The following is a 22,842-nucleotide window of genomic DNA, read 5'->3' as shown; positions in this document are numbered from 1 at the left end:
AAAAAAGTGTTAAACCTGTCCGCCCACGCCTTTGAACTTCTCGACAAAGGCTGCGATTTTCTGGAACACACTCTGCTTTTTACTCAGGTACTGAGGATTCAGTGGGCTCATTTTGGGGAGCAGGGCATTGAGCTCGGTGCCATTATCGCTGGCAAACTCCCGTTTCAGGGAAACGCTGATATAGCGGCGCGCGGCTTCGACATTCAGGTTTTCGTCAGCGATAAGCGCATCGGCTTCGCGCCGCTGTTCGCCCTGGGCAAAGGTAAAAAAGGCCTCAATCAGGCTGGTTTTGTCACCAAGCTGATCCAGATCGGTTTGATTGATGAAATCCACCAGGAGCGTTTCTTTGGCACGATTCCCGAGGCTGGCACGGATCACCCGGCGCACATCTTCCACCAGGGCCACCTTGTCTTTGATTTTTTTGTTGTTCTCAAAAATCAGCTCGAGAATGTAATCCAGATTGATTTCCTGAGATTTGAGCAAATCTACCTCAAACACCACGTCATCCCAATCGATGCTGGACTCTGCTTTTTCCGAAGCGGATTTTTCCCGCCGCAACCAATCGCGCACATCATTGTAGGTAGAACGGTAGTCCTGGGTTTTGCGTTCGGATGGGATTTGAACAGCCTGCAACGCAGGCAACTCCTCATCCGTCACATAATACTTGGCCTTGAAGGCTTCTAAGGCTGCGGGGTCATCCATATCGACATTTTGCAAAGCTTTCAGGCTGGCGAATTCATCAAAGTTTTGCAGCACATTTTCCACGCGCAAAAATTCGCCAAACAACTTCACAAAGGCTTTTTTATCCGATTCTTTTTCAATGGCAGCAGGATCAGGAAAACGCTGCTCCAGTTCTTTCACCACATCCACAAAGCCGCGCCGCGCTTCGCCAGTGACCACATCGGTAAAGCCTTCCATGTACTCCCTGAAGCTTTTTTCGAGCACGACATTTTTGGTGTTTTTGTCCCCAAACAGGGTGATGGCGTCGATAGTCGCCTGTTCGAGATTGCGGAACGTGATGATATTGCCAAAGGTTTTGGTCGCATCATAAATGCGGTTGGTGCGTGAGTAAGCCTGAATCAAGCCGTGATAACGCAGGTTTTTGTCGACAAACAAGGTGTTGAGCGTCGGCGCATCAAAACCGGTCAGAAACATGCCCACCACAATCAGCAGATCAACTTCCCCGGCCTTCATTTGCTTGGCCAAATCGCGGTAGTAGTTCTGAAAACCGTCGCTATCCAATCTGAAGCTGGTTTTGAACAGTGCGTTATAGTCGGCAATTGCTGCCGCCAAAAACTCCTTGGCACTGCTGTTCATGGCCGAAACATCAAAGCTTTCATCAATAATATCGCCCACGGCATCTTGTTCTTCGTTGGCTGCAAAGGAGAAAATGGTGGCGACCTTCAAGGGTTTTTCGCGGTCTTTTTGCACGGTTTTGAAGGACTCATAATACCACTTGGCGGCTTCTACGCTGCTGACGGCCAGCATGGCATTAAAGCCTTTACCACCGGCCTGCAAACGATGGGTTTTTTGCCGGAAGTTATTCAAAATGTACTGGGTAATTTCGCGGATACGGTCGGGATGCAACAAGGCCTGGCGATTTTCGGCGGCACTGAGTTTTTTCGCATCCTGCTCGGCTTCCAGCGCCTTGAACTGGGGACGGACATCGTTGTAGTCCACCTTGAACTTCAGCACTTTTTCGTCGCGGATAGCATCGGTAATCACATAGGCATGCAGTTCGCGGCCAAATAGCTGGCCGTGGTATCGGCTCCCAGGGCGTTTTGCGGAAAAATGGGGGTGCCGGTAAAACCGAACTGATAGAACTTTCTGAAGCGTTTTTTCAGGTTTTTCTGGGCTTCGCCAAACTGGCTGCGATGGCATTCATCAAAAATAAACACCACCTGCTGGTTATACACCGGCAGGTCATTTTCGCTTTTGATCAGCCGGTTGAGCTTCTGGATGGTGGTGACGATGATTTTGTTATCATTTTTATCCAGATTGCGTTTGAGTCCGGCGGTGCTATCCGAGCCATTGACGCTATCGGGCGAAAAACGCTGATATTCCTTCATGGTCTGATAATCCAGATCCTTGCGGTCCACCACAAAAAATACCTTGTCGATAAAGTCCAGCCCGGTGGCCAGACGCGCCGCCTTGAAACTGGTCAGGGTTTTGCCGGAACCGGTGGTATGCCATACATAACCGCCACTTTCCGTGCTGCGCCAGTTTTTCGCCTGATACGCGCTGTTGATTTTCCACATGATGCGTTCGGTGGCGGCAATCTGGTAAGGGCGCATCACCAGCAGGGTATTGTTTACATCAAATACCGAATAATGCAGGAGCACATGCAGCAGGGTGTTTTTCTGAAAGAAAGTAGCCGTAAAGTCCTTCAGGTCTTTGATCAGACTGTTATCCGCCTTTGCCCAGTTCATGGTGAAATCGAAGCTGTTTTTATTGCGCTGGGTGGTGTTGGCAAAGTAGCGGGTGTCCGTACCGTTGGAAATCACAAAGAGTTGCAGATACTTGAACAGGGAATGTTCACTGTTAAAACTCTCCTTGCTGTAGCGATGCACCTGATTAAAGGCCTCGCGGATGGCCACTCCGCGCTTTTTCAGCTCTACCTGTACCAACGGCAGGCCGTTGACCAGAATGGTCACATCGTAGCGGTTGGCGTGGCTGCCAGATTGCTCAAACTGATTGATGACCTGTACCTTGTTGCGGGCGATATTCTTTTTATCCAGCAGGTAAATATTCTGAATATGGCCATCATCAAACACAAAATCGTGAATATAGTCATCGTGAATTTTGCGGGTTTTGTCCACGATGCTGTCGCTGGGTTTGTCCAGCCAGGTTTCCACAAAACGCAACCATTCACCTTCCAGAAACTCCAGATTATTCAGTGCCTGCAACTGCACACGCAGGTTGGCGAGCATTGCCTCGGTATGATTCAGGCCGGGCAGGTATTCATAGCCCTGATTCGTCAAATCCTGAATCAGTTCGCGTTCCAGGTCCCCTTCGCTCTGGTAGCTATCGGCCACCTTCCAGTCCCGGTTGTATTGATCCAGAACAATGAAGTTGTTGGATTCGGCAATAGTTTTGTAGTCTGTCACGGCTGTACCTCCCAATGGCCGGTTTTATCGGAACCGACGCGTTTAATTTTTCCCGCCTGCTGCAATTTGGCTAAAGCCCGGCCAATGGTGCGCAGGTCTTTGCCCATCAGTTCGGCGAGCTGCTGGCGTGTCCGCTGCGGGTTATACGCCAGTAACACCAGAATCGCTTCGGGGGTTTTGAGTCCACGTACATCACGCTCCGGATTTGCAGAGGCGTTTGCAGGGGCGCTTACAGAGGCGTTTTGGGTTAGCGTCCGGGCAATTATCGACAACATGAAGCGAATAAACGGCGTACTATCGGCTTGCTCGTCACCCTGTTCAAGTGCCTGGTAATACGTCTGTTGATGATCTTTAATCACGCTTTCCAAGGGTAACGACAAAAACAGCGGGTGCCACCGAGACAAAATTAAGGTTTGCCACAAGCGCCCCATACGGCCATTGGCATTTAACGCACTGGCGTCCAGCCGCCCTACTTGCTGGCTGATCTCTGCTACCAGATTCAGGATTTCGCTGGTAATGGTAAAGGGCGGTTTATAAGGCATTGCCGTCCTCTTTCAGCAAAATAAAATGCTCGATCAGGCGAATCATCAGCGATTTTTGCGCTGGATCGCTTTCCGCGACCAGCAAGGCCAAGGCGACCAGCGTGTTGTCGTTAATCAATCGCTCCACGGGCCTGGCCAATAAATGCTGATTGCGGCGCAAGTACCATAAAAACAAAAATGAACCGCTGCGCTTATTACCATCAGCCAACGGGTGATTTTTAATCACAAAATACAGCAGGTGCGCGGCGCGACTTGCGACATTCGGATAAAAAAGTTCGTCACCATAACCCTGCTCGATGGTGGCAATAGCCGATTCGAGGCCATTGCCGCGCAACTGACCAAATAATTCCGTGGCTTCACCCTTGGTGATCAGTGCTTGTTTTAATTCATGGATGGCGTTTAGCGCCTCGTCCAGATTCAGCGCCAGCATGGCCGACTGTTTACTGTTCAGCTCCCCCAGACTTTGTTCATCATAGCCCTGCAACAGACTCCAGCTCCGGGCATAGTCGCTGATCACCGAAAGCACCGCTGCGCCTTCAGCGTTCACCAACTGCTGGTTGCTGAGGGTCTGGGATAAAAGCGCCATCGCTTGCTCAAATTCGATGCCGCGCTCTTGCAAGCGGCGTTGATTAAGGGTGTACCCCTGCACCAAATGTTGTTTGAGGGTGCGAGTGGCCCAGATACGAAATTGAGTGGCGCGACTGGAGTTAACGCGATATCCCACCGAAATAATGGCATCAAGATTGTACTGTTTGGTTTTGTAGCTTTGGCCATGGTCAGCCATATGTTCCAAAATGGAACAGGTGCTATCTTCAGACAACTCACCCGATTTATAAATATTGCTCAAATGTTTGGTAATGGCTGGTCGCTTGGTGCCGAACAAATCAGCCATTTGTGATTGCGACAACCAAACGGTGTCTTGGTCAAAGGCCACCTTCAGCTCAAGCTGACCATCGTCGGACTGATAGATTTGAATCTGCGTGTTTTCATGATTCATGGGCATTCTCCTGCTTGAGTTGGCTTGGGAAAGCGGAGCAGCAGATCGCGGTAATAATCGTATTGCTTTTGGCGCAGTTCGATTTCGCAGGGTAGGCCTTCGGTGAGGGAGGTGGTCAGTGCGTCGAACTTGTCGAGGATGGCGACGATGCGGGCTTGTTCGGCCAATGAGGGGAAAGGTAATTTTAGATTTTCAAATGTGCCTAGATTTATATTGCTTTGGGCACTGCCCTGGCCTTTTTCTTCTAGCTTTGTTTTTAATGAAGACAGTAGGTATTCAACATAACCTGAACTGGTCTTTTCAGGATTAGCTATAAAACCGATGACGCTATCAGGAAAACATGCATCAAATCCTAAAATGGATGTTTCAGCAATATTAGCAGCAATAGTTACGCACAATGTCCCTTTAGGCCACAATTTGCTTTGTATTAGCCCAAGCTCGCTATAGGTCTGGCTATATTGTGTAATGACATGCGCCGCATTTCTAATATCTCCGGTCTGGATGAAAGGTATATCACCGCCATACAATTTTTCATCATTTCTAGGACGATGTTTAGATTTGCCTCTACCAAAATCTAAGGCCACTTCTCCCAACGTCTTCCACTCCACTTCGCCGTTTTCAAAACTCAACAATTGGTCGCGGTAGTGGTTGTATTGTTTTTTGCGTAGATTAAGCTCGGTGGTCAGCTCGGTGGTCAGCTCGGTGGTCAGCTCGGTGGTCAGCTCGGTGGTCAGCTCGGTGAAGGTGTCCAGAATGCGAACGATTTCGGCTTGGATTTCCAACGATTTTTTGGGGTTTTCTGGGCAGGGGATGGGGATTTTTAGCTTTTCAACCGCAGCTATTGATAGGCGAGGAACACTTGTCCTGCGTACTTGAGATGAAATTTCATGCTGTTTCGTTAGAAGAAAGTGATACAGATATTTGTTATTAACAGCATTTGCTTCTGGGAAGAAATAGACATCATCTGCGGCCCAGAAAGCAACATCGCTAAAACCAATCTCGCCCGCCGCGCCGGCAACAATCACAAAGGTTGCCCCGGCTTGAGCATTACTTTTATGGTAGTAGCCGAGCGGCTTCATGCTGTTCTGATAGACAGCATAACTACCGACTTCTTCTAATTGGCTTTTGACGAGTCTTCTCCCGCGCTGGGGTGAAATTAACTCGCCCACCTCGATCCACTCCACCGCCACCCCATCCAGCAGCTTGTCCAAAAAATTCCCGCTGCTCATGCCTCATCTCCCTGCAATTCCCGCTCTATCTGTTCAATGCTGGGCAGGTTGGTTTTAAGGTTTTCGGGGAGGGCTTCCACGAGTTTATATTCAGCTATGCCCATGGGCTGGGTTTTATCGCCCAGGGCATATTCAGCCACCACTTTGTTTTTGCTTTTGCACAGCAGCAGGCCGATGGTGGCGTTATCGAGTTCATGCTTGATTTGCTTGTCCACCGCCGTCATGTAAAAACCCAATTGCCCTAGATGCTCGGGCTTGAATTTACCGGTCTTGAGTTCAATCACGACATAGCAGCGCAATTTGAGGTGATAAAACAGCAGGTCAATAAAGAATTCGTCACCGCCTACATCCAGCAACACCTGCCGCCCCACAAAGGCAAAGCCTGCGCCTAATTCCAGCAAAAAGTGGGTAATGTGCTCGACTAGCGCCGATTCAATTTCGCGTTCGTCGGCTTCTTTGCCCACATTGAGAAAATCGAACAGATAGGGGTCTTTGAGCGATTCCCGCGCTAAATCACTACCCGGCGGGGGCAGGCGTTCGGCAAAGTTGGTAACCGCTTTGCCGGTGCGTTCAAGAAGTCGGGTTTCAATGTGGATATTCAGCACATTGCGCGACCAACCCTGTTCGATGGCGGCCTGGGCATAGGCCAGACGCTGTTCCGGTTGCTTCAGTCGGGTCAGCAAGACCAGATTGTGTCCCCAAGGCAATTGTCCAACAGCCTGTTGGACAATTTGCTCGTCTGGCCAGGCCTCGGCAAAGGCACGCATATACATGAGGTTGGCGCGGGAGAAGCCCTTCATCTCGGGAAAAGCGTTGCGCAAATCATGCGCCAGCCGCTCGATCACTTTCGCGCCCCAGCCTTGTGCGGCCTGCCGTGTCAGGATGTCTTGGCCAATTTGCCAGTACAACAAAACCAGTTCGCGGTTGACGGCGAGCGTGGCGTGTTGTTGGGCGCGGTGAATGCGCGCTTTTAATTCGGCCAGCCAGTCGGCATAGCCTGCGGGCGGTTGTGTGAGTGCGATGGGGTGATCGTTCATGCCTCAATCTCGGCCACAATGGCATCTATCTCTTTGCGTAGCTGGTCGATTCTTGCCACGGTGGTTTTCAAATCGCTATTGAGCTCTGCAATATCCACCACCTCGCGGGTGTCGCGGGCTTCGACATAGCTGCTCACCGAGAGGTTGTAATCATTGGCGGCAACCTGCTCAAACGGTACGGAACGGGCAAAGTGCTCGACATTCGCCTTGCTGTCGAACACGGCCATGATCTCGTCGATGTGGGTATCCAGCAGCAGGTTGTTGTTGGTTTCTTTTTTGAACAGGCCACTGGCATCAATGAACTGGGTGGTGGTGTCTGTCTTGTGTTTGGAGAGCACCAAAATGGTCACGGCGATGGTGGTGCCATAAAACAGGTTGGGCGCGAGTGAGATGACGGTTTCGACGAAATTGTTATCCACCAGATATTGACGGATTTTCTGCTCGGCACCGCCCCGGTAAAAAATACCAGGAAAACAGACGATGGCGGCGCGGCCACGGCTTGAAAGGTAACTGAGGGCGTGCAGTACAAAGGCAAAGTCGGCTTTGGATTTGGGGGCCAGTACGCCCGCCGGGGCAAAGCGGTCGTCGTTGATGAGGGTGGGGTCGTCACTGCCGATCCATTTTACGGAATAGGGCGGATTGGAGACGATGGCATCAAAGGGCTTGTCGCCGTCAAAATGGGGGGCGATGAGGGTGTCCCCCAACTGGATGTTGAATTTGTCGTAATTGATGTTGTGCAGGAACATATTCATCCGCGCCAGGTTGTAGGTGGTGTGGTTGAGTTCCTGCCCGTAAAACCCGTCTTCGATAATGTGCGCGTCAAAATGCTTTTTGGCTTGCAGTAGCAGGGAGCCGGAGCCGCAGGCAGGATCGTAAATCTTGTTGACGCGGGTTTGCTTGTGCATGGCCAACTGGGCGATGAGTTTGGAAACATGTTGTGGTGTAAAAAACTCACCGCCCGATTTACCGGCATTGGCGGCGTAGTTGGAAATGAGAAATTCGTAGGCATCGCCAAACAAGTCGATGTGGTTACTTTCAAAGTCACCGCTATGCGCATCACCAAAATCCAGACCGGCAACACCTTTGAGCACGGCAGCGAGGCGGGTGTTTTTATCTTTGACGGTGTTGCCCAGACGATTGCTGGTGGTGTCGAAGTCGGCAAACAGGCCTTTGATGTCGCGCCCGGAGGGGTAACCGCTGGCAGAATTTTCGATAGCGGCAAAAATATCGGCCAAATCCGTATTCAGGCTTTCGTTGCTGTTGGCGCGGGCGGCCACATTGGCAAACAACTGGCTGGGGTAAATAAAATAGCCCTTGGTTTTGATGGCATCGTCTTTGATGTCCGGGGTGATGATGTTGTCCGGCAACTCGGCGTAGTGGATGCTGTCGTCATCGGCTTCGATATAAATAGCGAAGTTTTCGCTGATGAAGCGGTAAAACAGGGTGCCTAGCACGTATTGCTTGAAATCCCAGCCATCGACTGCGCCGCGTACATCATTGGCAATCGCCCATATTTGTCGTTGCAGGGCGGCGCGTTGCTGGATGCTGGTCATTGGATTTTTCCTGTTTGCATTTTCTTCAACACCATTTTTGCCGCCATTGGTCCGGTAATGGGCTGGCCATCCATTCCCAACTGAATAAGCTGGTTTTCTCCTACCCGAAAGTACATGGGTTGTTGCATGCCTTCCAGCCGGATAGTTTGACCATTGATCCAGGTGAAGCTGTTACTGCGCGAAAAGGCCGAACCCGGACGGTCTACATAGTGAGTGCTCAGGGCATAGGTTTGGTCTTTGTGCAGCACCAGGGTTTCGCGCACTCCGGGACAATCGGCACAGGGCAGGGTCCCCACGTAGGTTCCGGCCCAGTCGAGGGCCGTCTGGCTGCTGTGCATGTCCGGCGCGGCGGCCTTGGTATTTGCTTTGGCTGCTGGCGCAGCGGGTTCAGCCACCTTGACGGGCAGCTTGGCGCAGGCACTCAGGGAAATGATGGCGAAGACAATAATGCTCAAACGGCCATTCCGGGTCATTGCTGGTCTTCCTCTTTGTAGATCAGTAAATTACGTCAGTGTAACAGGGCGGGCAGGCGCTCTCCAGACGCCAGCGCTGCGGTCGGCGTCTTCCTCCAGCATCAGCAACTTTAAGCCCGGAAAGGCATGGTTCAGTTCACCCGGACGCAGACGAAAATCCGGATTTTGTGGTCCGCGCCCGGCATAAGGCCCGGCCCAGGTTTCGTAGAACAGCAAACCGTGGGCTTTTATGGCCTGCGCCAATATCGGGAAAAGCGGGCGGTGTAAAAAATGGGCAACCACGATCACGTCGAAGCAGTCCGGCTCCGGTGGCTGCGCCAGCACATCCCGGCATTGGGCATGGAGGGACAGCCCCGCCGCTGCCTGCTGGACGGCGGCAATGGCCGGGTCGGCGTAATCCCAGGCCCAGGTTTCCAGGCCCCGTCTGGCGAGGAACAAGGCATTAGCCCCCCGACCACAGGCAAGATCCAGCGCCTTGCCCTGTGCGGGTAGCAAAGCCGCCTGCGCCTTGAGCAGGGGCAGAGGCGGTGCTTGTTGGGGGTCGCTCCGGGCATAGCAGTTATTCCAGCGCGCCTGCCGATCTGCTGCGTCTTCAGACATGAAAAAGATCAGTGTTCATGACGAATACGCGGTAACAACTCACTGAGATTGCAGGGGCGATGCCGGTTATCCAGTTGCGGAATGATGATGGCTTCCATACCCAGGCGGACGCCTCCGGTAGAACCGGGCAGCAGAAAGACGATGGTGCCCGTACAAATGGCGGCTTCGGCCCGGGACTGAATGGTGCTAGTGCCAATTTCTTCATAGGACAACATGCGGAATAATTCACCAAAGCCCGGAATGGGTTTGCTGATCAGGGGTGCGAGAGCCTCCGGGGTTACGTCCCGTCCGGTGACTCCGGTGCCGCCGGTGGCGATGATGACGTCAATGGCCGGGTCGCTTATCCAGCTTTGCATCTGCTGGCGAAGGGTTTCCGCCGTATCGGGCAGGATGCAGCGCGCCGCTATCTGGTGCCCAGCGGCCAGGGCCAGCTCCGCAATTTTGTCGCCGGATTTGTCGGTTTCCGGGGTGCGGGTATCGGAAACAGTGAGGATGGCAATGGCGAGAGGATTAAAGACTTTACTATCAGTTGCAGAATGCACATTACTCACAGCGGAATTTCCTTTACAGGCGACACGGAAGTCCAGTATAAAAGGCCTCGTCCCGTGCTCCAAATGTGCCGGCTGATTACCCCTGACCGGGAACAGGCCAGACACTGGTGCCCTAACGCCCGCCTCTGATCTGGAGAACATCCATGGATGTATTTCCCCCGGCAGATCATCCCGTAACCGCCTATTCGGAAGAGCAAATTATTCCGGATCAGGTGAAGGGCTGGCAACATCTGACGGCGCCGAAACCCGCCGACTGGGTGCAGGCCGGGCAGCTTGCGGATGACTGGGATTTTGCCCAGGACATTCTCGACCCCGATGAACGCTCCTGGCTGCGGCGCGAAGAAAATCGGGTGTTTCTCACCTTGCAGTTTCCGGTGCGGGGCATCGTCGACGATGCCTGGACTTTGCGGCCATTGGGAATGGTTCTGCACCAGCAAAGCCTGACTACTTTGCTGGCCGAAGACCTGCCCTCGCTCTCGCCTTTTTTTGAGCAGATGGAGCATCTTTCCAGCCCTCCGGAAAGCATCGAGATACTGGCGGCGATTCTTAAAATACTGGCCCAGAGTTATGAAGACGCCCTGCATCAACTGAACATGGCCATCCATGAAAATGAACGGCAACTGGACTGGACGCAAAGTAATGGTGACTTTTTCACTTTGCTGGAAATCAGTAAAAGTCTGACCCGTTTTGAAGTGGCTCTGGTCGGCAACATTGCCACGGCCTTCAAGATTTCGCGTCTGGCGGAAATTCGCGATGACCTGCCGGCGACTCGACAGGTCGATACGGCCTTACTGGAGTTGCAGGTGGCCCATGAACGCGCCCGGGTGTATGCCGGAACCAGCACGTCGATGATGGATGCCTATGCCGGCATGGTCCAGAACAATATCAACCACGGGCTCAAGGTGGTGACCGTACTGGCCATGATATTTTATGTACCGAGTATGCTGGCCACCCTGTATGGGGTGAACACGACCCTGCCCTTTCAGAAAACCCACTGGATTTTCTGGGTGATAGTGTGTTCGGGGCTGGGTATTTCCGGGGGATTGGCCGCACTTTTCAAGCGCAAGGGCTGGATATGATCGGGCAGGAGTCTATAAAGGAGAGGCAGGATGCTGCACTGGTTTGACGATAAAACGGATGCCCAGCTGGAAATCACCAGTGATTTTCAGTGGCCCCCCCGTGCCACCTGGATTCAGGTGGTTGCCCCCAGCCAGGCCGAACTGGAATTTGTCGCCAAGCATCTGCAGGTACCCGACTATCTGTTTCAGGACGTTTCCGATGAAGATGAACGCCCGCGTCTGGAACGCGACGGCGATGTGGCCCTGATCATTTTGAAAGTACCGGCCCCCATGCAGGACGATGCGGAACTCCGCTTCCGGACCCTGCCGGTTGGACTCTGGCTGCTGCCCCAGCAGATGGTCACCGCCAGCGCGCATCCCCTGGCATTATGGGACGAACTCCGCAGTCAGCGTCAGCGCGGCAAAATCCTCCATGTCCGGGGCCTGCTCGCTGAAATTTTCCAGGCTATTGCCCGGGATTTTCTGCGGGCATTGCGCATCATCAACGCAGAAATAGCCGCCACCGAAAAAATCCTCCGCCACTCGCAGAACAATAATGAATTTTTCCGGCTGCTGGCGCTGAACAAAAGTCTGATTCTGTTTTCTGCCGCGCTCAAGGGCAACATTTCCGTGGCCCAGCAAACCCTGCGTCTGCCCATGCTCCTTCAGGATGAAGGCGATCTGGAAGACATTGCCGATGCGCTGATTGACTTGCAGCAGGCCCGGGACATGACGGAAATTTATGCATCCACCATTACCAACATGATGGATGCTTATGTGGGCGTACTCCAGAACAACATCAGCAACACCCTGAAAATCATTACCGCCTGGACCGTGGTGGTGGCATCGCCCGCTACGGTGGCCAGTATTTACGGGATGAACGTTCCTTTACCCCTGCAGGACTGGACTTATGCCTGGCCGGTACTGATGGGCGGGGGTTTTCTCATTTCCGGGCTGCTCTTTGTATTTTTCCGCAAAAAAGACTGGATCTGAGGCAACGATGACGGCCCGTTATTTCGACATGGCGGTTGGTGACTGGAATTCCAGTACATCTTGCACGGGTCCGGGATTATTTCTGCTCAACCCGGAACAGGCCCCCTCCTGCAGCGGACTGGGAAATCTGCTGCGCCATAGTGAAGACCAGCGCCTGTATTGTGAAGGCGAAGAAATCATCCTGCGGCTGCCCGTTGCCCTGCTGGAAGAAGATGCCCGATTTGGGACTGTCGCACGGGTAAGCCACCTGATTGTGCAGCACGACAGCCCCGGGCGCCTGGTCATCATCGCTGAAGACGCCCTGCTGGCAACCCTGCAGCAGGATTGGCTCGGCAGCCTGCAGCAAAATGCCCGTGGCGATCTTCTGCAAAGAATTCTGCTCAACATCATCTACAGTCATGAACGGGTCGCCCGGGTGTTGGTGGACCGTCTCCAGGAACTGCGTATGGCCCTGAAAACCGCCATGGGTAACCGTGAGCTGCGCGAAATTGTGGTCCTGAACCGGGATCTGGGAGAACTGGTCATCGCCTTGCGCGAAACCGGACTGATTTTGCGCGACGCCTTGCGGGCCACGCCCGGCGATGCTTCGACTTATCCCTTGCTGGATGCTGCCCTGCGCGAACAACGGCGCATGGAAGATGTCGTCAATCTGGTCTATGAGCGTTATTTGACCGTCACCAATGCCTACAACGGCATCATTCAGAATAATGCCCATACCGTCATGAAAGTCATGACGGTATGGCTGGCGCTGCTGATGATGCCCATTGCCTTTATCATGCCTTTTCACATGATGACCATTCTCCCGCTGGAACACTGGCATTATCTGTGGTTCGGCCTGCTTGCCTATGTTTTCGGAGCCACCCTGATGTTTGCCATCTGGGCCAGAAAACACGGCTTTTTTGCGATGTAGGGAGAAGCGAGCCATGCTGCGAATTACCCGCGACTGTCTGCTGTCGGGCAACGCCAACCGGCGCAGCTGGATGGCCCTGGTCAACCCTTCGGCCCTGGAACTGAGCCAGGCGGCCATGACTCTGGATATTCCCGAAAGCTTCTTGCGCAAACGCCTGGAAGGCGAGGCATCGCGGCCGCTGATCAAGGAAGAACGACTGATTTCCCTGCAATTTCAGGTGCCGATACCGGAAGATGGGCGCATCGGCCAGTTTTCCCTGGTGCCTCTCAGCGTTTATTTTGTACCGGGTTATTTCGTGACCCTGGCGGATCAGGAAATCCCCTTTCTCAACCAGTTGATTGATCCAGATAAACCACGTAAACGCTGGGAACTCGTCCTGCGTATTATCGCCGAGGTGACCCGCCTGTACCTGCCCACCGCGCGCGCTGTGGCCAGGGAAATGGCCATGGTCGAACGGGATTTACGGCAGGCCCAGCGCCATGATGTGGTGTACCGGGGCCTGGATATCCACGACCGCCTCCTGGCCCTGGATCTGGGCTTGTTGCAGCTGGAGTACGTAGTCAGTGAAATTGGTCTGTTCCTGCCCAAGGAAGACCATGATCTCATAGAAATTCATGAAGATACGCGCATTGAACTGTCACAGGTTCGTGATCAGGTGGATAGCGACCAGGAAACCATCAATGAATTACTGGAATCTTACGCTTATGTGGTGCACAACAATGTGAATCATTTGTTCAAGTTCATGGCGGCACTGATTATTCTGGTCACCATTCCGTTGTTCATACCGGGCGCGGCGGCCATGAACGTCCCCCTGGGACCGCTACCCCACTGGCGTTATGGATTTGTCGCCGTCACCGGTGGCCTGGTACTGGTGGAAGCGCTCACTGCCTGGATCTTTTACCGCAAGGGCTGGTTGCGGCTGGATTAGGATTTTTCAGGCAGCAAGGTCTCCGCCAGCAACTCCAGCCAATGGCGGACCGGCAGCTCCGTACCCCCCTGTAAATGCAGCTGGCAACCGACATTGGCGGTAGCAATAGCGCAGGGTTCGCCCTGTTGCAGGGCGTCCAGCTTTTGCTGACGGAGTTGCCGGGATAAATCCGGCTGCAAAATGGAGTAGGTGCCGGCTGAACCACAACAAAGATGCGCATCGGCAACCGCCGTCAACTGGTAGCCTGCGCGTTCCAGCAAGGCTTCGACCTTACCCTGCACCCGTTGCGCATGTTGCAGTGAACACGGCGCGTGAAAGGCCAACGGGCCACGATTTTTGTGCTCCAGGGGCAGGGCTTCCAGGTGTTCGAGCAGCCATTCACTGGGGTCCCGTGCCAACGCCGCTACTTGCCGGGCTTTTTCGGCATAATCGGGGTCGTTTTGCAGAGCCTCGGCATACTCCTTGACCATGCTGCCACAACCACTGGCGCTCAGCAGAATAGCCTCCGCACCGGCTATGATATGCGGCCACCAGGCATCAATATTCCGACGCATGTAATCCTGCGCTTCGGCGCGGGCGTTGAGATGCAAACTCAGGGCACCACAACACCCCGCCTCGGGGGGAACTTCCACGTGATAACCGAGCCGGTCAGCAATCTGCTCCAGAGCCGCTTCGGTTTGCGGAGTCATGACGCTTTGCACACAACCCGCAAGGGCAAGCACCGTGGGCCGGTGGTCGGACGTCGCGGCTTGCAGCGGATGCGGCACCGGAAGCGCTGTGCCAGGCCATTCGGGGATGTTCCGGGCCAGGGCTTCCGGCAAAAAGGGTTTGAACAGAGTCCCCAGTTGCAGCGCCAGACGAAAACGCGCGGGATGAGGAACCACCGCACGCAGCATACTGCGCTTCAGGCGCTCGAGGTCCGGACGCGGAATTTCGTTTTCCAGATGTTCGCGGCCAATTTCCGCCAGGCGGGCATAGCGTACCCCGGAGGGACAGGTCGTTTCACAAGCGCGGCAAGTCAGGCAACGATCCAGATGCTTGAGTGTTTCAGCGCTGGCGGGCGTGCCGGCCAGGAACTCTTTGATGAGATAAATACGGCCACGGGGACCGTCCAGTTCGTCACCCAGTAGCTGATAGGTGGGACAGGTTGCCGTGCAAAAACCGCAATGGACGCAACTCCGCAAAATACTGTCCGCTTCGACAATGTCGGCGTCATTCTCAAAACGGGGAGCAATCCGGGTTTGCATAGGCTTCTCTAAAGGGCCGCGTACAGGCGACCAGGATTCAAAATACCGTGCGGATCAAACGCATTTTTCAGGCGTTGATGCAGGGCGAACAGGGCTGGCGGCAAAGGCTGGAACACCTCTTTGGCATGGTCACCGCCGCGAAACAGGGTGGCGTGTCCGCCATGCTCAGCCGCCAGCGTCTGCAGGGCGCTGGCATCCCGTTGACCGCGCAGCCAGCGCTGTCCACCACCCCATTCAATAAGCGTCTGTCCGGGCAGAGCCAGGGGGGGCGTGGCGGGCGCTACGGCCAGCCGCCAGAGTGCTGCGCTTCCCTGAAAAAATACATGGCGATGTTCACGCAGATTTTTCCAGAAAAGGATGCCGTCGTTTTCGTCCAGCACCGCTCCACCGATTTTGCTCTGCGCCGCTGCGACGGCTTTCTCCGTCCCCGACAGACGCAGGTACAAGTGGGCCCCATCCCAGGCACTGGCTGACAAGGGCAGGGGCTGGCCCGCCCATTGATTCATCCGGACAATGGCTGTAGCCATGTCGGTGTCGTGTACCAGTGTCAGCTCCCGCTCGGGACGCGGCAACACTTTGAGCGTCACTTCCAGCAAAATGCCGAGGGTACCCAAAGACCCTACCAGTAGACGGGATACATCATAGCCCGCCACATTTTTCATGACCTGTCCGCCAAAGCGCAAGGATTCTCCCAGACCATTGAGCATGTGCACACCCAGCACGTAATCCCGGGCAGAACCCGCATAAGGCCGCCGTGGTCCGGAAAAACCACAGGCCAAGGTGCCACCGATGGTAGCTTCCGCCCCGAAAAAAGGCGGCTCGAAGGGCAGCATCTGGCCGGCTTCGGCCAACTGTTCCTGCAAGGTCTGCAGGCTCGTCCCGGCTCGCAGGGTCACAAACAGTTCACTGGGTTCGTAATCCACAATCCCTTGATGCTCCCGCAATAGCAACGGTTCCGCATCAGCAGTTTTTCTGCCGTAAAAGCGCTTGGTCCCGGCCCCCTGAATCTGCAGGGGGCGCGACTGCTGACAGGCTTCGCGGACCTGTTCCTGCAAACGCTCGCGCTGATCCATCTTAAAAGCGCTCCAGTTCCGGGAAAGGTAATTGACCATGATGCACATGCATGGCACCCAGTTCTGCGCAGCGATGCAGACTGGGGACGGCCTTGCCCGGATTCAGTCGCCCTTCGGGATCAAAGGCCGCCTTGATGCGGTGCAACTGAGCCAGCTCGGTAGGCGTAAACTGGGCGCACATGCTGTCCAGTTTTTCTACGCCGACACCGTGCTCTCCGGTGATACTGCCACCGACCGCCACACACAGTTCGAGAATGCGTTGACCAAGGGCTTCTGCAGCATACAACTGCTCTTCCACATTGGCGTCATAGAGGATGAGCGGGTGCAGGTTGCCATCGCCAGCATGAAACACATTGGCGACCCGCAAACCATATTCGGCCGACCAGATCGCGATTTGTTCGAGCACTTCCGCCAAACGCCTGCGCGGGATGGTCCCATCCATACAGTAATAATCCGGGGCCAGACGACCCACCGCCGGAAACGCGGCCTTGCGGCCTTTCCAGAGTAACAGCCGGGTTTCGGCATCAGCGGCAATACGGATGCTGGTAGCCCCTTGCCGCTGTAACAGCTTTTCCACGGCGCGCAGGCGTTCCTGAAGTTCTGCCTCGGTCCCATCCAGTTCGCAGAGCAAAATGGCAGCGGCATCGCGGGGGTAACCGGCATGCACAAAATCTTCGGCGGCTTCTATGGCGAGTTGGTCCATCATTTCCAGCCCGGCCGGAATGATTCCCGCCGCAATGATGGCACTCACAGCGTCTGCCGCCGCAACCACCGAGGCAAAAGCCGCCAGCAACACCAGGGTATTTTCGGGAACCGGCAGCAAGCGCAACGTACATTCCGTCACGATACCCAACAATCCTTCCGAACCCATCATCAGCGCCAGCAGATCATAGCCGGGACTGTCGGGCGCCTGACTGCCGATTTCCAGACGTTCACCCGATACATCCAGCACTTCCAGAGCCAGCACATTGTGGACCGTCAAGCCGTATTTCAGACAATGTACCCCACCGGAATTTTCTGCCACATTGCCGCCAATGGTACAGGCGATCTGGGAGGAAGGATCCGGCGCATAGTACAGGCCCATGGGCCGCGCTGCTTCACTGATGGCCAGATTGCGCACCCCCGGCTGCACCCGGGCCGTACGGTTGCTGGTGTCCAGCGCCCGAATCTGCTTGAGTCGCGCCAGGGAAAGCACAATGGCCCCGGCGCTGGGACGAGCGCCACCGGACAATCCAGTACCCGCCCCTCTGGGAACCACCGCTACACCATACTGCTGACAGATTTTCAGAACAGCCTGTACCTCTGCTCGATGACGGGGGAGGACCACCGCCAGAGGCAGCTCCCTGAGCACCGACAAACCATCACATTCGTAAGGATGCAGGTCCTCGCTCTGCGTCAGCAGGCCATCGTCCGGCAATAGGGCGCGGAGGGCGCTGAGAAATGCGGCATGCTCGGAATCAGGACTGCCCGCCATGAGTTGCGCCCGTCACCGACCGCGCAGGCGACGGCGTGCCAAGGCAAGACTTTCGGCATCCCCGACATTACCGGGAAATATCACCACCGGCAGATCCGGATAGCGTGGATGATCATGCGGACACTGAACCACAGAGCAGCCGGGCAAAATCTGCCCCATGACCCGCGCCTTGCGCAGCGCCAGCCCGCTACTCAGAACATCATTGGACGTGATACCACCCTTGCTGATGAGGAAACCCAGATCTTCGGGCAGACCACGCAACAGATCCATGAGAAAAGCCGATACGGTTTCACCGAAAGCCAAACGTGTCGCCTGATCGGCAAACTGGCGTTCACTGCGGCTGGTAAAAATCACCAGATCCAGGCCCTGAGCGTGAAGCCTGGCAGCCTGATCGAGAAGATGGGTTAACTGCTTCTTGCCCGCCTCCCCGCTGCAGGCATCCACCTCTACCTCCAGTCCTTGCAGACCCGATTCCTCCAGCAAGCGGCTGAGCTGCTCGGTGGTTTTACGCACATGAGAACCGACCAGAATGGCTCCGGCTTTACCCCCGCGTACCAGTTGTGCCATGTTTTCCGCAGATACCGGCTGGGGCGGCAGATCGGCCAGTGCGGTCAGCAAGCTGGCCGCACTCCGGAACAGAAAACGCTTGCCCTGCCCGGCAGCAGCCCGCAAATCCCGGGCAAAGGTGTGCAGATCTGCCGCTTCCACGGCGTCCACGACCACACAGGTATTATTTTTGAGTGCCAAAAGCTGCGGTAGGCAACCGGCGCGCAAGTCCGCCAGACGCAAGCGTTGCACCTGCTCCGCAGGAATGCGTCCGTGGGTTTTTTCGGCCACATAATCGGGCAGATAACTATGCTGAAAGGCAAACACCGAATCCCGGGCAAATTCGGTTTCATGGGCGGGAACTTCTACCCCGTTCTGGATGACATAATGGGTGCTGTCACGGGTAATGCGCCCTCCTTCAAAAAATGCCGGAACCAGAAAATGCGCATCAAAAGGTCCCAACTCCTCAGCCATCACATCAGTTTCAACCGGATAATGGCCGCGCAAGGTCGAATCCGAACGGCTCACCAGCAACGGTTGCACCGGCTGTCCGTTATTGGCCACCTGCACCAGAGCCACATGCAGGTTGCGGCAGATTTCCCGGGTGACCTGTTCGGCACGGACGGCGCTCATGCCCCGGGTATTACTCAAAACAAAAAAGAGCGGGGAATCATCCTGCAAGGCTTCCCGCAGGGTCTCAGGATCCCATCGGGTCAGCAGCAGGCAGGAATGGACCGTCTGCGAGCCGGTGGGATCATCATCAATGACGATGATTTTGGTACGGGTTTCCCGGGGATTACTGCCCACCAAAACTCCGCACCTTGCTGAGAATGGCATCCGCCGTAATCCCATTGAAAGCCATCAGTTCACCCGCGCTGGCGGTGGTTTCACCGCGCTGCCAGGCCAGGGTATCGCGATACGCCGCGCGACTGCGTAAGAGCACCGGCTCCAGCGCTCCGGAACCGCCACCGCCGATGGTCAGTAACATGTCGCCGGCAAACAACTGGTGGAATTCCGCATCAGCCATGAAATCCGTATCCGGCTCGGATACGGTATGCGCAGCCACATCCGAGGGGCGATACAACTGACGGGGATTGATGACGGAAACAATGCGCACCCCGTACCCTTCTTTTTCCAGGATCTCGCGGGCGGCGAACACCGGCATCAACACCATGTCACCGGTGACGGCAAAAGTTACCGTGCCGCGCGTGCCGCCAGCCCCTTCATATAGAACTGCCGCGCCCTTGCGGACTGCCGCACGCGCTTCGGCCATGCTCAGATGCACGGGCAGCGGGCTTTTCGAGGCAATGATAATCATCGACTTGTTGACGCTATTCACGGCGTATTCATAGGCGGCCTGGATGACGTTGGCATCCGTGGGATAGAGCAGAAACACATTGCCATTGCGCATTTGCGCGGCGAAATAGTTTTCGATTTCCGGACGTTGGTGAGTCCAGCCGTTGCGACCCTGCTCCAGAGCTCCCGCCGTGAACATGCATACCGTAGAGGGAGTCTTGCGGCGTAGCTCGGCCATCGCCTGACCCACTGTCTGCATAATCGGCCAGCCGTTGATGGCAAAGGACTCATAGGATAACCACAGGGAACGACTGCCAAACAGGGCCAGACCCGCTGCCAGACCCGCGCAGGCATCTTCGTTGAGGGGCTCGTAAACCTGCCCTCCGGGCTGCTGGTTGTAGAGCGGATCTTCCGTGGGATGGCGGATTTTCAGGGCATCGTTAATGTTCTTCATGGCTGAAGCTTCATTACCATCGGCATTGCTCACCACAAAGCGCGGGTCCTGCTGTCCCAGCCAGGCGACCAGTGCGCCCATGGCGGTGGCCGGCACGGCCTGTTCTCCGACGGGAAAATCCTGCAAAGGAAACTCACCCAATTGGGCGATTTCCAGCACATGCTCGGTCACCGCTGTTTTGGCAGCAGGACCCCCTCCGGCACGGGAGAAATTGTCGCGGACCAGCGCCCAGGCCTCCGGACTCAGCGCGCGCTTTTGCAAAGCAGCTTTGATTTCCGGTGACTCAAAAGTGTCTTTGGGATACAAATTGTGGGATTTGGCACCGGAGACATGCACCCCGGCACCCTTCAACTGTTTGAGGATGAAGGCGGTGTGACGACCATTCAAGGCATTTTGCGCGGCCTTGGCGGCAGCACTCAGGACCGCTTCCATGAAAGCCATGCGTTGCCCGAAAGAGAAGCGCGTGGAATCCACATAGGCGCCTTCCTGTCCGGCGTCATCATAATCCTTGGCATCAATCAGAATGACCTCATCAAAGTCATGCGCCCGCCAGTAGGCCATCATTTCCGCGTTGCTCATCAGCGAAACCATGGAATGATGTTCCTGGCTGAAACCATTCCAGACCAAGATCGGCAGATAGTTGGTCACCCGGGGATAGGCAAAGTGAAAATGTTTCATGGAGCTCAGTACATACGGTTCGCCAAAGCCGCCATCGCCGATGGTGACCGGGAACAGCGTGCCGGGATGCAGCAGTGCTCCGGCCATGGCGAAATGTTGCCCCTGTCCCAGCGGACCGGCAGGCGCCAACAAACCCGGAATGGCGCCGGAGAGATGACCCAGCAGACCATGCTGTTCGCGGAAGCGCGCCATCATGTCATTCATGTTCTGAATACCCATGGCTTCCAGGGAGCGGTCGAGAAACATGGCACTGTAAAAGCCGGGCGCGTGGTGCCCCACTTCCGTGACAATGTTGGTATGACCAAGCATGACCATGGCCGCATAGGCCTCCGCGCTGGAGGCAAAACCCCCGGGATGGCCGGACGACTTGGCGGTACAGACCTGCAGCGTGCAATAACGCAGAGCATCGGCCAACAACAGCGACTGGTACACCGCCTCCCGTGCCTGGGGGTTCGCAATCGCCTTATGATCCGCAGCAATGGCAGAGGATTTGCCATATTCGTGGAAATCCGGCCAGTTCTCACCAAAGTAGAGCATTCCCGCACAAAACTCGGGGGCATTGGTGGGCAAAGTATTTTGCTGGGTCATAACGGGCTTCCTGTAGCTAAAAATATTGCGCCCACTCTAAGCAGGATCACAGGAATCCGCAATAGAGCGGGTTTTTGGTATTGAATTCAATCCTCTTCTTCGCCGTCTTCGCCAACTCTTCTTTCGCCCTTGAGGGCAATGCTGAGATTTTTCAGCTTACGATACAGATGGGTCCGTTCAAGCCCGACGATTTCAGCGGTGCGGGCAATATTCCAGTCATTGCGCGCCAGATGATACTCAAGAAAAGCCCGTTCAAAGCGTTCGCGGGCCCGTTTGAGGGTGCCGCCGAAGTCGTCCTCGTCGAAGTTGCTGTTGGCGAGAGCCATGCGGTTATCCAGACCCAGCGCGCCTTCGATTTCTGCCGCGCTGATTTCCGGACCTTCAGCCAGAATCAGCAGGCGTTCCACCAGATTTTGCAGTTCGCGAACATTCCCCGGCCAGGGATAGTGGTTGAGAACATCCATGCTGTCCGGCGCAAAACGGCGGCCGGGCAGACCATCCCGGGCACCATAAAAACGCACAAATTCTTCAATGAGTACCGGGATATCCGCCGTTCGCGCCGCCAAGGGCGGGACCCGCAAGGGCAAGGCACTCAGCCGATAGTACAGGTCACTGCGAAACTGGCCGTTTTGTACAGCCTGGGATAAATCATGGGCACTGCCGGCAATGACCCGCACATCGACCGGTACGGGGGTACTGCCCCCCACCCGGATGATGCGTTTTTCCTGCAAGGCTGAAAACAGACGGGCCTGGGTTTCCAGATCCATATCGGCTATTTCGTCGATAAACAGAGTCCCGCCATGGGCGACTTCCAGACGTCCACGAATGAGTTTGCCCTGGGTTTCATTACCAAAAAGTTCCGTAGCCACATTGGGCCGGGCAATGGCGGCAGCACGCAGGTCCACAAAAGGCCCCTGTGCCCGACGGCTCTGCCGGTGCAGATAACGGGCCGCAACTTCCTTGCCGCTTCCCGCTTCGCCGAGCAACAGGGCCCAGGAGTCTACCGCAGCGACCCGGGTGAGCTGCTCCCGAAACTGGCGGATAGCCGGACTATCCCCGCTGGGCCGTTCTACCCAGCCGGTTTGGGCACGCAGGTCGCGATTTTCGCGCTGCAGGCGGCTGGCCTCCAGGGCGTGGGCAACCGTCAGCAGGGTTTTGTCCAAAGACAGCGGCTTTTCGACAAAATCATAAGCACCCAGCTTGGTGGCCTGGACGGCGGTTTCAATGGTGGCGTGTCCGGACATCATCACCACGGGCTGCTCCAGACCCGCATCCGCCCAGCGCCGCAACAGGGTGATGCCATCTTCACCGGGCATCCAGATATCCAGCAGGACCAGATCCACCATCTGGTCGCGCAGAAATTCCTCTGCCGCCGCTGCGCTGCCTGCCGTTTGTACCTGATACCCTTCATCTTCGAGAATATCCGCCAGGGTCTGGCAGATATCGGGTTCATCATCGACGATCAGAATCTTCAATCTTGCCGCTTCCATGCCACCTCCAGAAAATCC

The 22,842-nt window shown here is 55.4% G+C and carries 20 protein-coding genes; 4 read left to right on the top strand and 16 right to left on the bottom strand.

The window, feature by feature from the left end; translation table 11 throughout:
• Nucleotides 1-9 precede the first annotated feature (9 nt).
• Genes GCD22_RS18100 through moaB form a run of 10 tightly spaced genes read right to left on the bottom strand, consistent with a single transcriptional unit; the run spans nucleotide 10 to nucleotide 10,089 of the window.
• A complete protein-coding gene (locus GCD22_RS18100; RefSeq protein WP_211371677.1) occupies nucleotides 10-1,725 on the bottom strand; it encodes a type I restriction endonuclease subunit R, EcoR124 family in 1,716 nt (571 codons plus the stop codon).
• A complete protein-coding gene (locus GCD22_RS18095; protein ID WP_211371676.1) occupies nucleotides 1,722-3,107 on the bottom strand; it encodes an HsdR family type I site-specific deoxyribonuclease in 1,386 nt (461 codons plus the stop codon). Before GCD22_RS18095 ends, GCD22_RS18100 begins: the two co-directional genes overlap by 4 nt.
• Nucleotides 3,104-3,649 carry a Fic family protein gene (locus tag GCD22_RS00185; protein WP_065974964.1) on the bottom strand — a complete coding sequence of 182 codons (546 nt, stop codon included), beginning with the start codon at nucleotides 3,647-3,649 and terminating at the stop codon, nucleotides 3,104-3,106. Before GCD22_RS00185 ends, GCD22_RS18095 begins: the two co-directional genes overlap by 4 nt.
• The gene (locus GCD22_RS00180) at nucleotides 3,639-4,646 is read right to left on the bottom strand and encodes a virulence RhuM family protein/type II toxin-antitoxin system death-on-curing family toxin (protein ID WP_065974965.1); all 1,008 of its coding nucleotides are present in this window, start codon (nucleotides 4,644-4,646) and stop codon (nucleotides 3,639-3,641) included. Before GCD22_RS00180 ends, GCD22_RS00185 begins: the two co-directional genes overlap by 11 nt.
• The gene (locus tag GCD22_RS00175; RefSeq protein WP_153940328.1) at nucleotides 4,643-5,875 is read right to left on the bottom strand and encodes a restriction endonuclease subunit S; all 1,233 of its coding nucleotides are present in this window, start codon (nucleotides 5,873-5,875) and stop codon (nucleotides 4,643-4,645) included. The genes GCD22_RS00180 and GCD22_RS00175 overlap by 4 nt, the downstream gene beginning before the upstream one ends.
• The gene (locus tag GCD22_RS00170; protein ID WP_081577507.1) at nucleotides 5,872-6,912 is read right to left on the bottom strand and encodes a PDDEXK nuclease domain-containing protein; all 1,041 of its coding nucleotides are present in this window, start codon (nucleotides 6,910-6,912) and stop codon (nucleotides 5,872-5,874) included. The genes GCD22_RS00175 and GCD22_RS00170 overlap by 4 nt, the downstream gene beginning before the upstream one ends.
• Nucleotides 6,909-8,465, bottom strand: coding sequence for a type I restriction-modification system subunit M (locus GCD22_RS00165; protein ID WP_065974751.1), 1,557 nt, complete (start codon nucleotides 8,463-8,465; stop codon nucleotides 6,909-6,911). The genes GCD22_RS00170 and GCD22_RS00165 overlap by 4 nt, the downstream gene beginning before the upstream one ends.
• On the bottom strand, nucleotides 8,462-8,938 hold the full coding sequence (locus GCD22_RS00160; RefSeq protein WP_065974750.1) for a copper resistance protein NlpE: 477 nt from the start codon (nucleotides 8,936-8,938) through the stop codon (nucleotides 8,462-8,464). The genes GCD22_RS00165 and GCD22_RS00160 overlap by 4 nt, the downstream gene beginning before the upstream one ends.
• Nucleotides 8,939-8,968: 30 nt before the next feature.
• Complete coding sequence (locus tag GCD22_RS00155; RefSeq protein ID WP_065974749.1) at nucleotides 8,969-9,538, bottom strand: class I SAM-dependent methyltransferase; 570 nt, start codon at nucleotides 9,536-9,538, stop codon at nucleotides 8,969-8,971.
• An 8-nt stretch (nucleotides 9,539-9,546) separates the two neighbouring features.
• Nucleotides 9,547-10,089, bottom strand: coding sequence for a molybdenum cofactor biosynthesis protein B (moaB, locus tag GCD22_RS00150; protein WP_065974748.1), 543 nt, complete (start codon nucleotides 10,087-10,089; stop codon nucleotides 9,547-9,549).
• A 143-nt stretch (nucleotides 10,090-10,232) separates the two neighbouring features.
• On the opposite strand from moaB, the gene GCD22_RS00145 reads away from it, so the two are divergent.
• The 4 genes from GCD22_RS00145 to GCD22_RS00130 are packed head-to-tail and all read left to right on the top strand — an operon-like array spanning nucleotide 10,233 to nucleotide 13,978.
• Nucleotides 10,233-11,168 (top strand): magnesium transporter CorA family protein, encoded by a 936-nt coding sequence (locus tag GCD22_RS00145; RefSeq protein ID WP_065974747.1) that lies wholly within the window; start codon nucleotides 10,233-10,235, stop codon nucleotides 11,166-11,168.
• Nucleotides 11,169-11,198: 30 nt separating this feature from the next.
• The gene (locus tag GCD22_RS00140) at nucleotides 11,199-12,140 is read left to right on the top strand and encodes a magnesium transporter CorA family protein (protein WP_024894364.1); all 942 of its coding nucleotides are present in this window, start codon (nucleotides 11,199-11,201) and stop codon (nucleotides 12,138-12,140) included.
• Nucleotides 12,141-12,147: 7 nt separating this feature from the next.
• Nucleotides 12,148-13,050: a CorA family divalent cation transporter gene (locus tag GCD22_RS00135; protein WP_065974746.1), complete on the top strand. Its 903-nt coding sequence runs from the start codon at nucleotides 12,148-12,150 to the stop codon at nucleotides 13,048-13,050.
• 13 nt (nucleotides 13,051-13,063) lie between these two features.
• The gene (locus GCD22_RS00130; protein ID WP_081577506.1) at nucleotides 13,064-13,978 is read left to right on the top strand and encodes a CorA family divalent cation transporter; all 915 of its coding nucleotides are present in this window, start codon (nucleotides 13,064-13,066) and stop codon (nucleotides 13,976-13,978) included.
• Here the strand turns inward: GCD22_RS00130 and glcF are convergent.
• From glcF to GCD22_RS00100, 6 genes are all read right to left on the bottom strand, one after another.
• Nucleotides 13,975-15,225 carry a glycolate oxidase subunit GlcF gene (gene glcF, locus GCD22_RS00125; protein ID WP_081577505.1) on the bottom strand — a complete coding sequence of 417 codons (1,251 nt, stop codon included), beginning with the start codon at nucleotides 15,223-15,225 and terminating at the stop codon, nucleotides 13,975-13,977. The genes GCD22_RS00130 and glcF overlap by 4 nt on opposite strands.
• Nucleotides 15,226-15,233: 8 nt before the next feature.
• A complete protein-coding gene (gene glcE / locus GCD22_RS00120; protein WP_176212036.1) occupies nucleotides 15,234-16,298 on the bottom strand; it encodes a glycolate oxidase subunit GlcE in 1,065 nt (354 codons plus the stop codon).
• A 1-nt stretch (nucleotide 16,299) separates the two neighbouring features.
• A complete protein-coding gene (locus GCD22_RS00115; protein WP_081577504.1) occupies nucleotides 16,300-17,772 on the bottom strand; it encodes an FAD-linked oxidase C-terminal domain-containing protein in 1,473 nt (490 codons plus the stop codon).
• A 12-nt stretch (nucleotides 17,773-17,784) separates the two neighbouring features.
• The gene (locus tag GCD22_RS00110; RefSeq protein ID WP_241781508.1) at nucleotides 17,785-19,125 is read right to left on the bottom strand and encodes a four-carbon acid sugar kinase family protein; all 1,341 of its coding nucleotides are present in this window, start codon (nucleotides 19,123-19,125) and stop codon (nucleotides 17,785-17,787) included.
• The gene (locus tag GCD22_RS00105; protein ID WP_065974740.1) at nucleotides 19,115-21,334 is read right to left on the bottom strand and encodes a phosphoketolase family protein; all 2,220 of its coding nucleotides are present in this window, start codon (nucleotides 21,332-21,334) and stop codon (nucleotides 19,115-19,117) included. Before GCD22_RS00105 ends, GCD22_RS00110 begins: the two co-directional genes overlap by 11 nt.
• An 86-nt stretch (nucleotides 21,335-21,420) precedes the next feature.
• The gene (locus GCD22_RS00100; RefSeq protein WP_010640895.1) at nucleotides 21,421-22,824 is read right to left on the bottom strand and encodes a sigma-54-dependent transcriptional regulator; all 1,404 of its coding nucleotides are present in this window, start codon (nucleotides 22,822-22,824) and stop codon (nucleotides 21,421-21,423) included.
• Nucleotides 22,825-22,842 lie beyond the last annotated feature (18 nt).

The organism is Acidithiobacillus thiooxidans ATCC 19377 (genome assembly GCF_009662475.1).
In the GTDB taxonomy this organism is placed as follows: Bacteria; Pseudomonadota; Gammaproteobacteria; order Acidithiobacillales; family Acidithiobacillaceae; genus Acidithiobacillus; species Acidithiobacillus thiooxidans.
The sequence above is the reverse complement of the archived record's forward strand: the minus strand, read 5'-3'. Positions and strand labels throughout refer to the sequence as shown.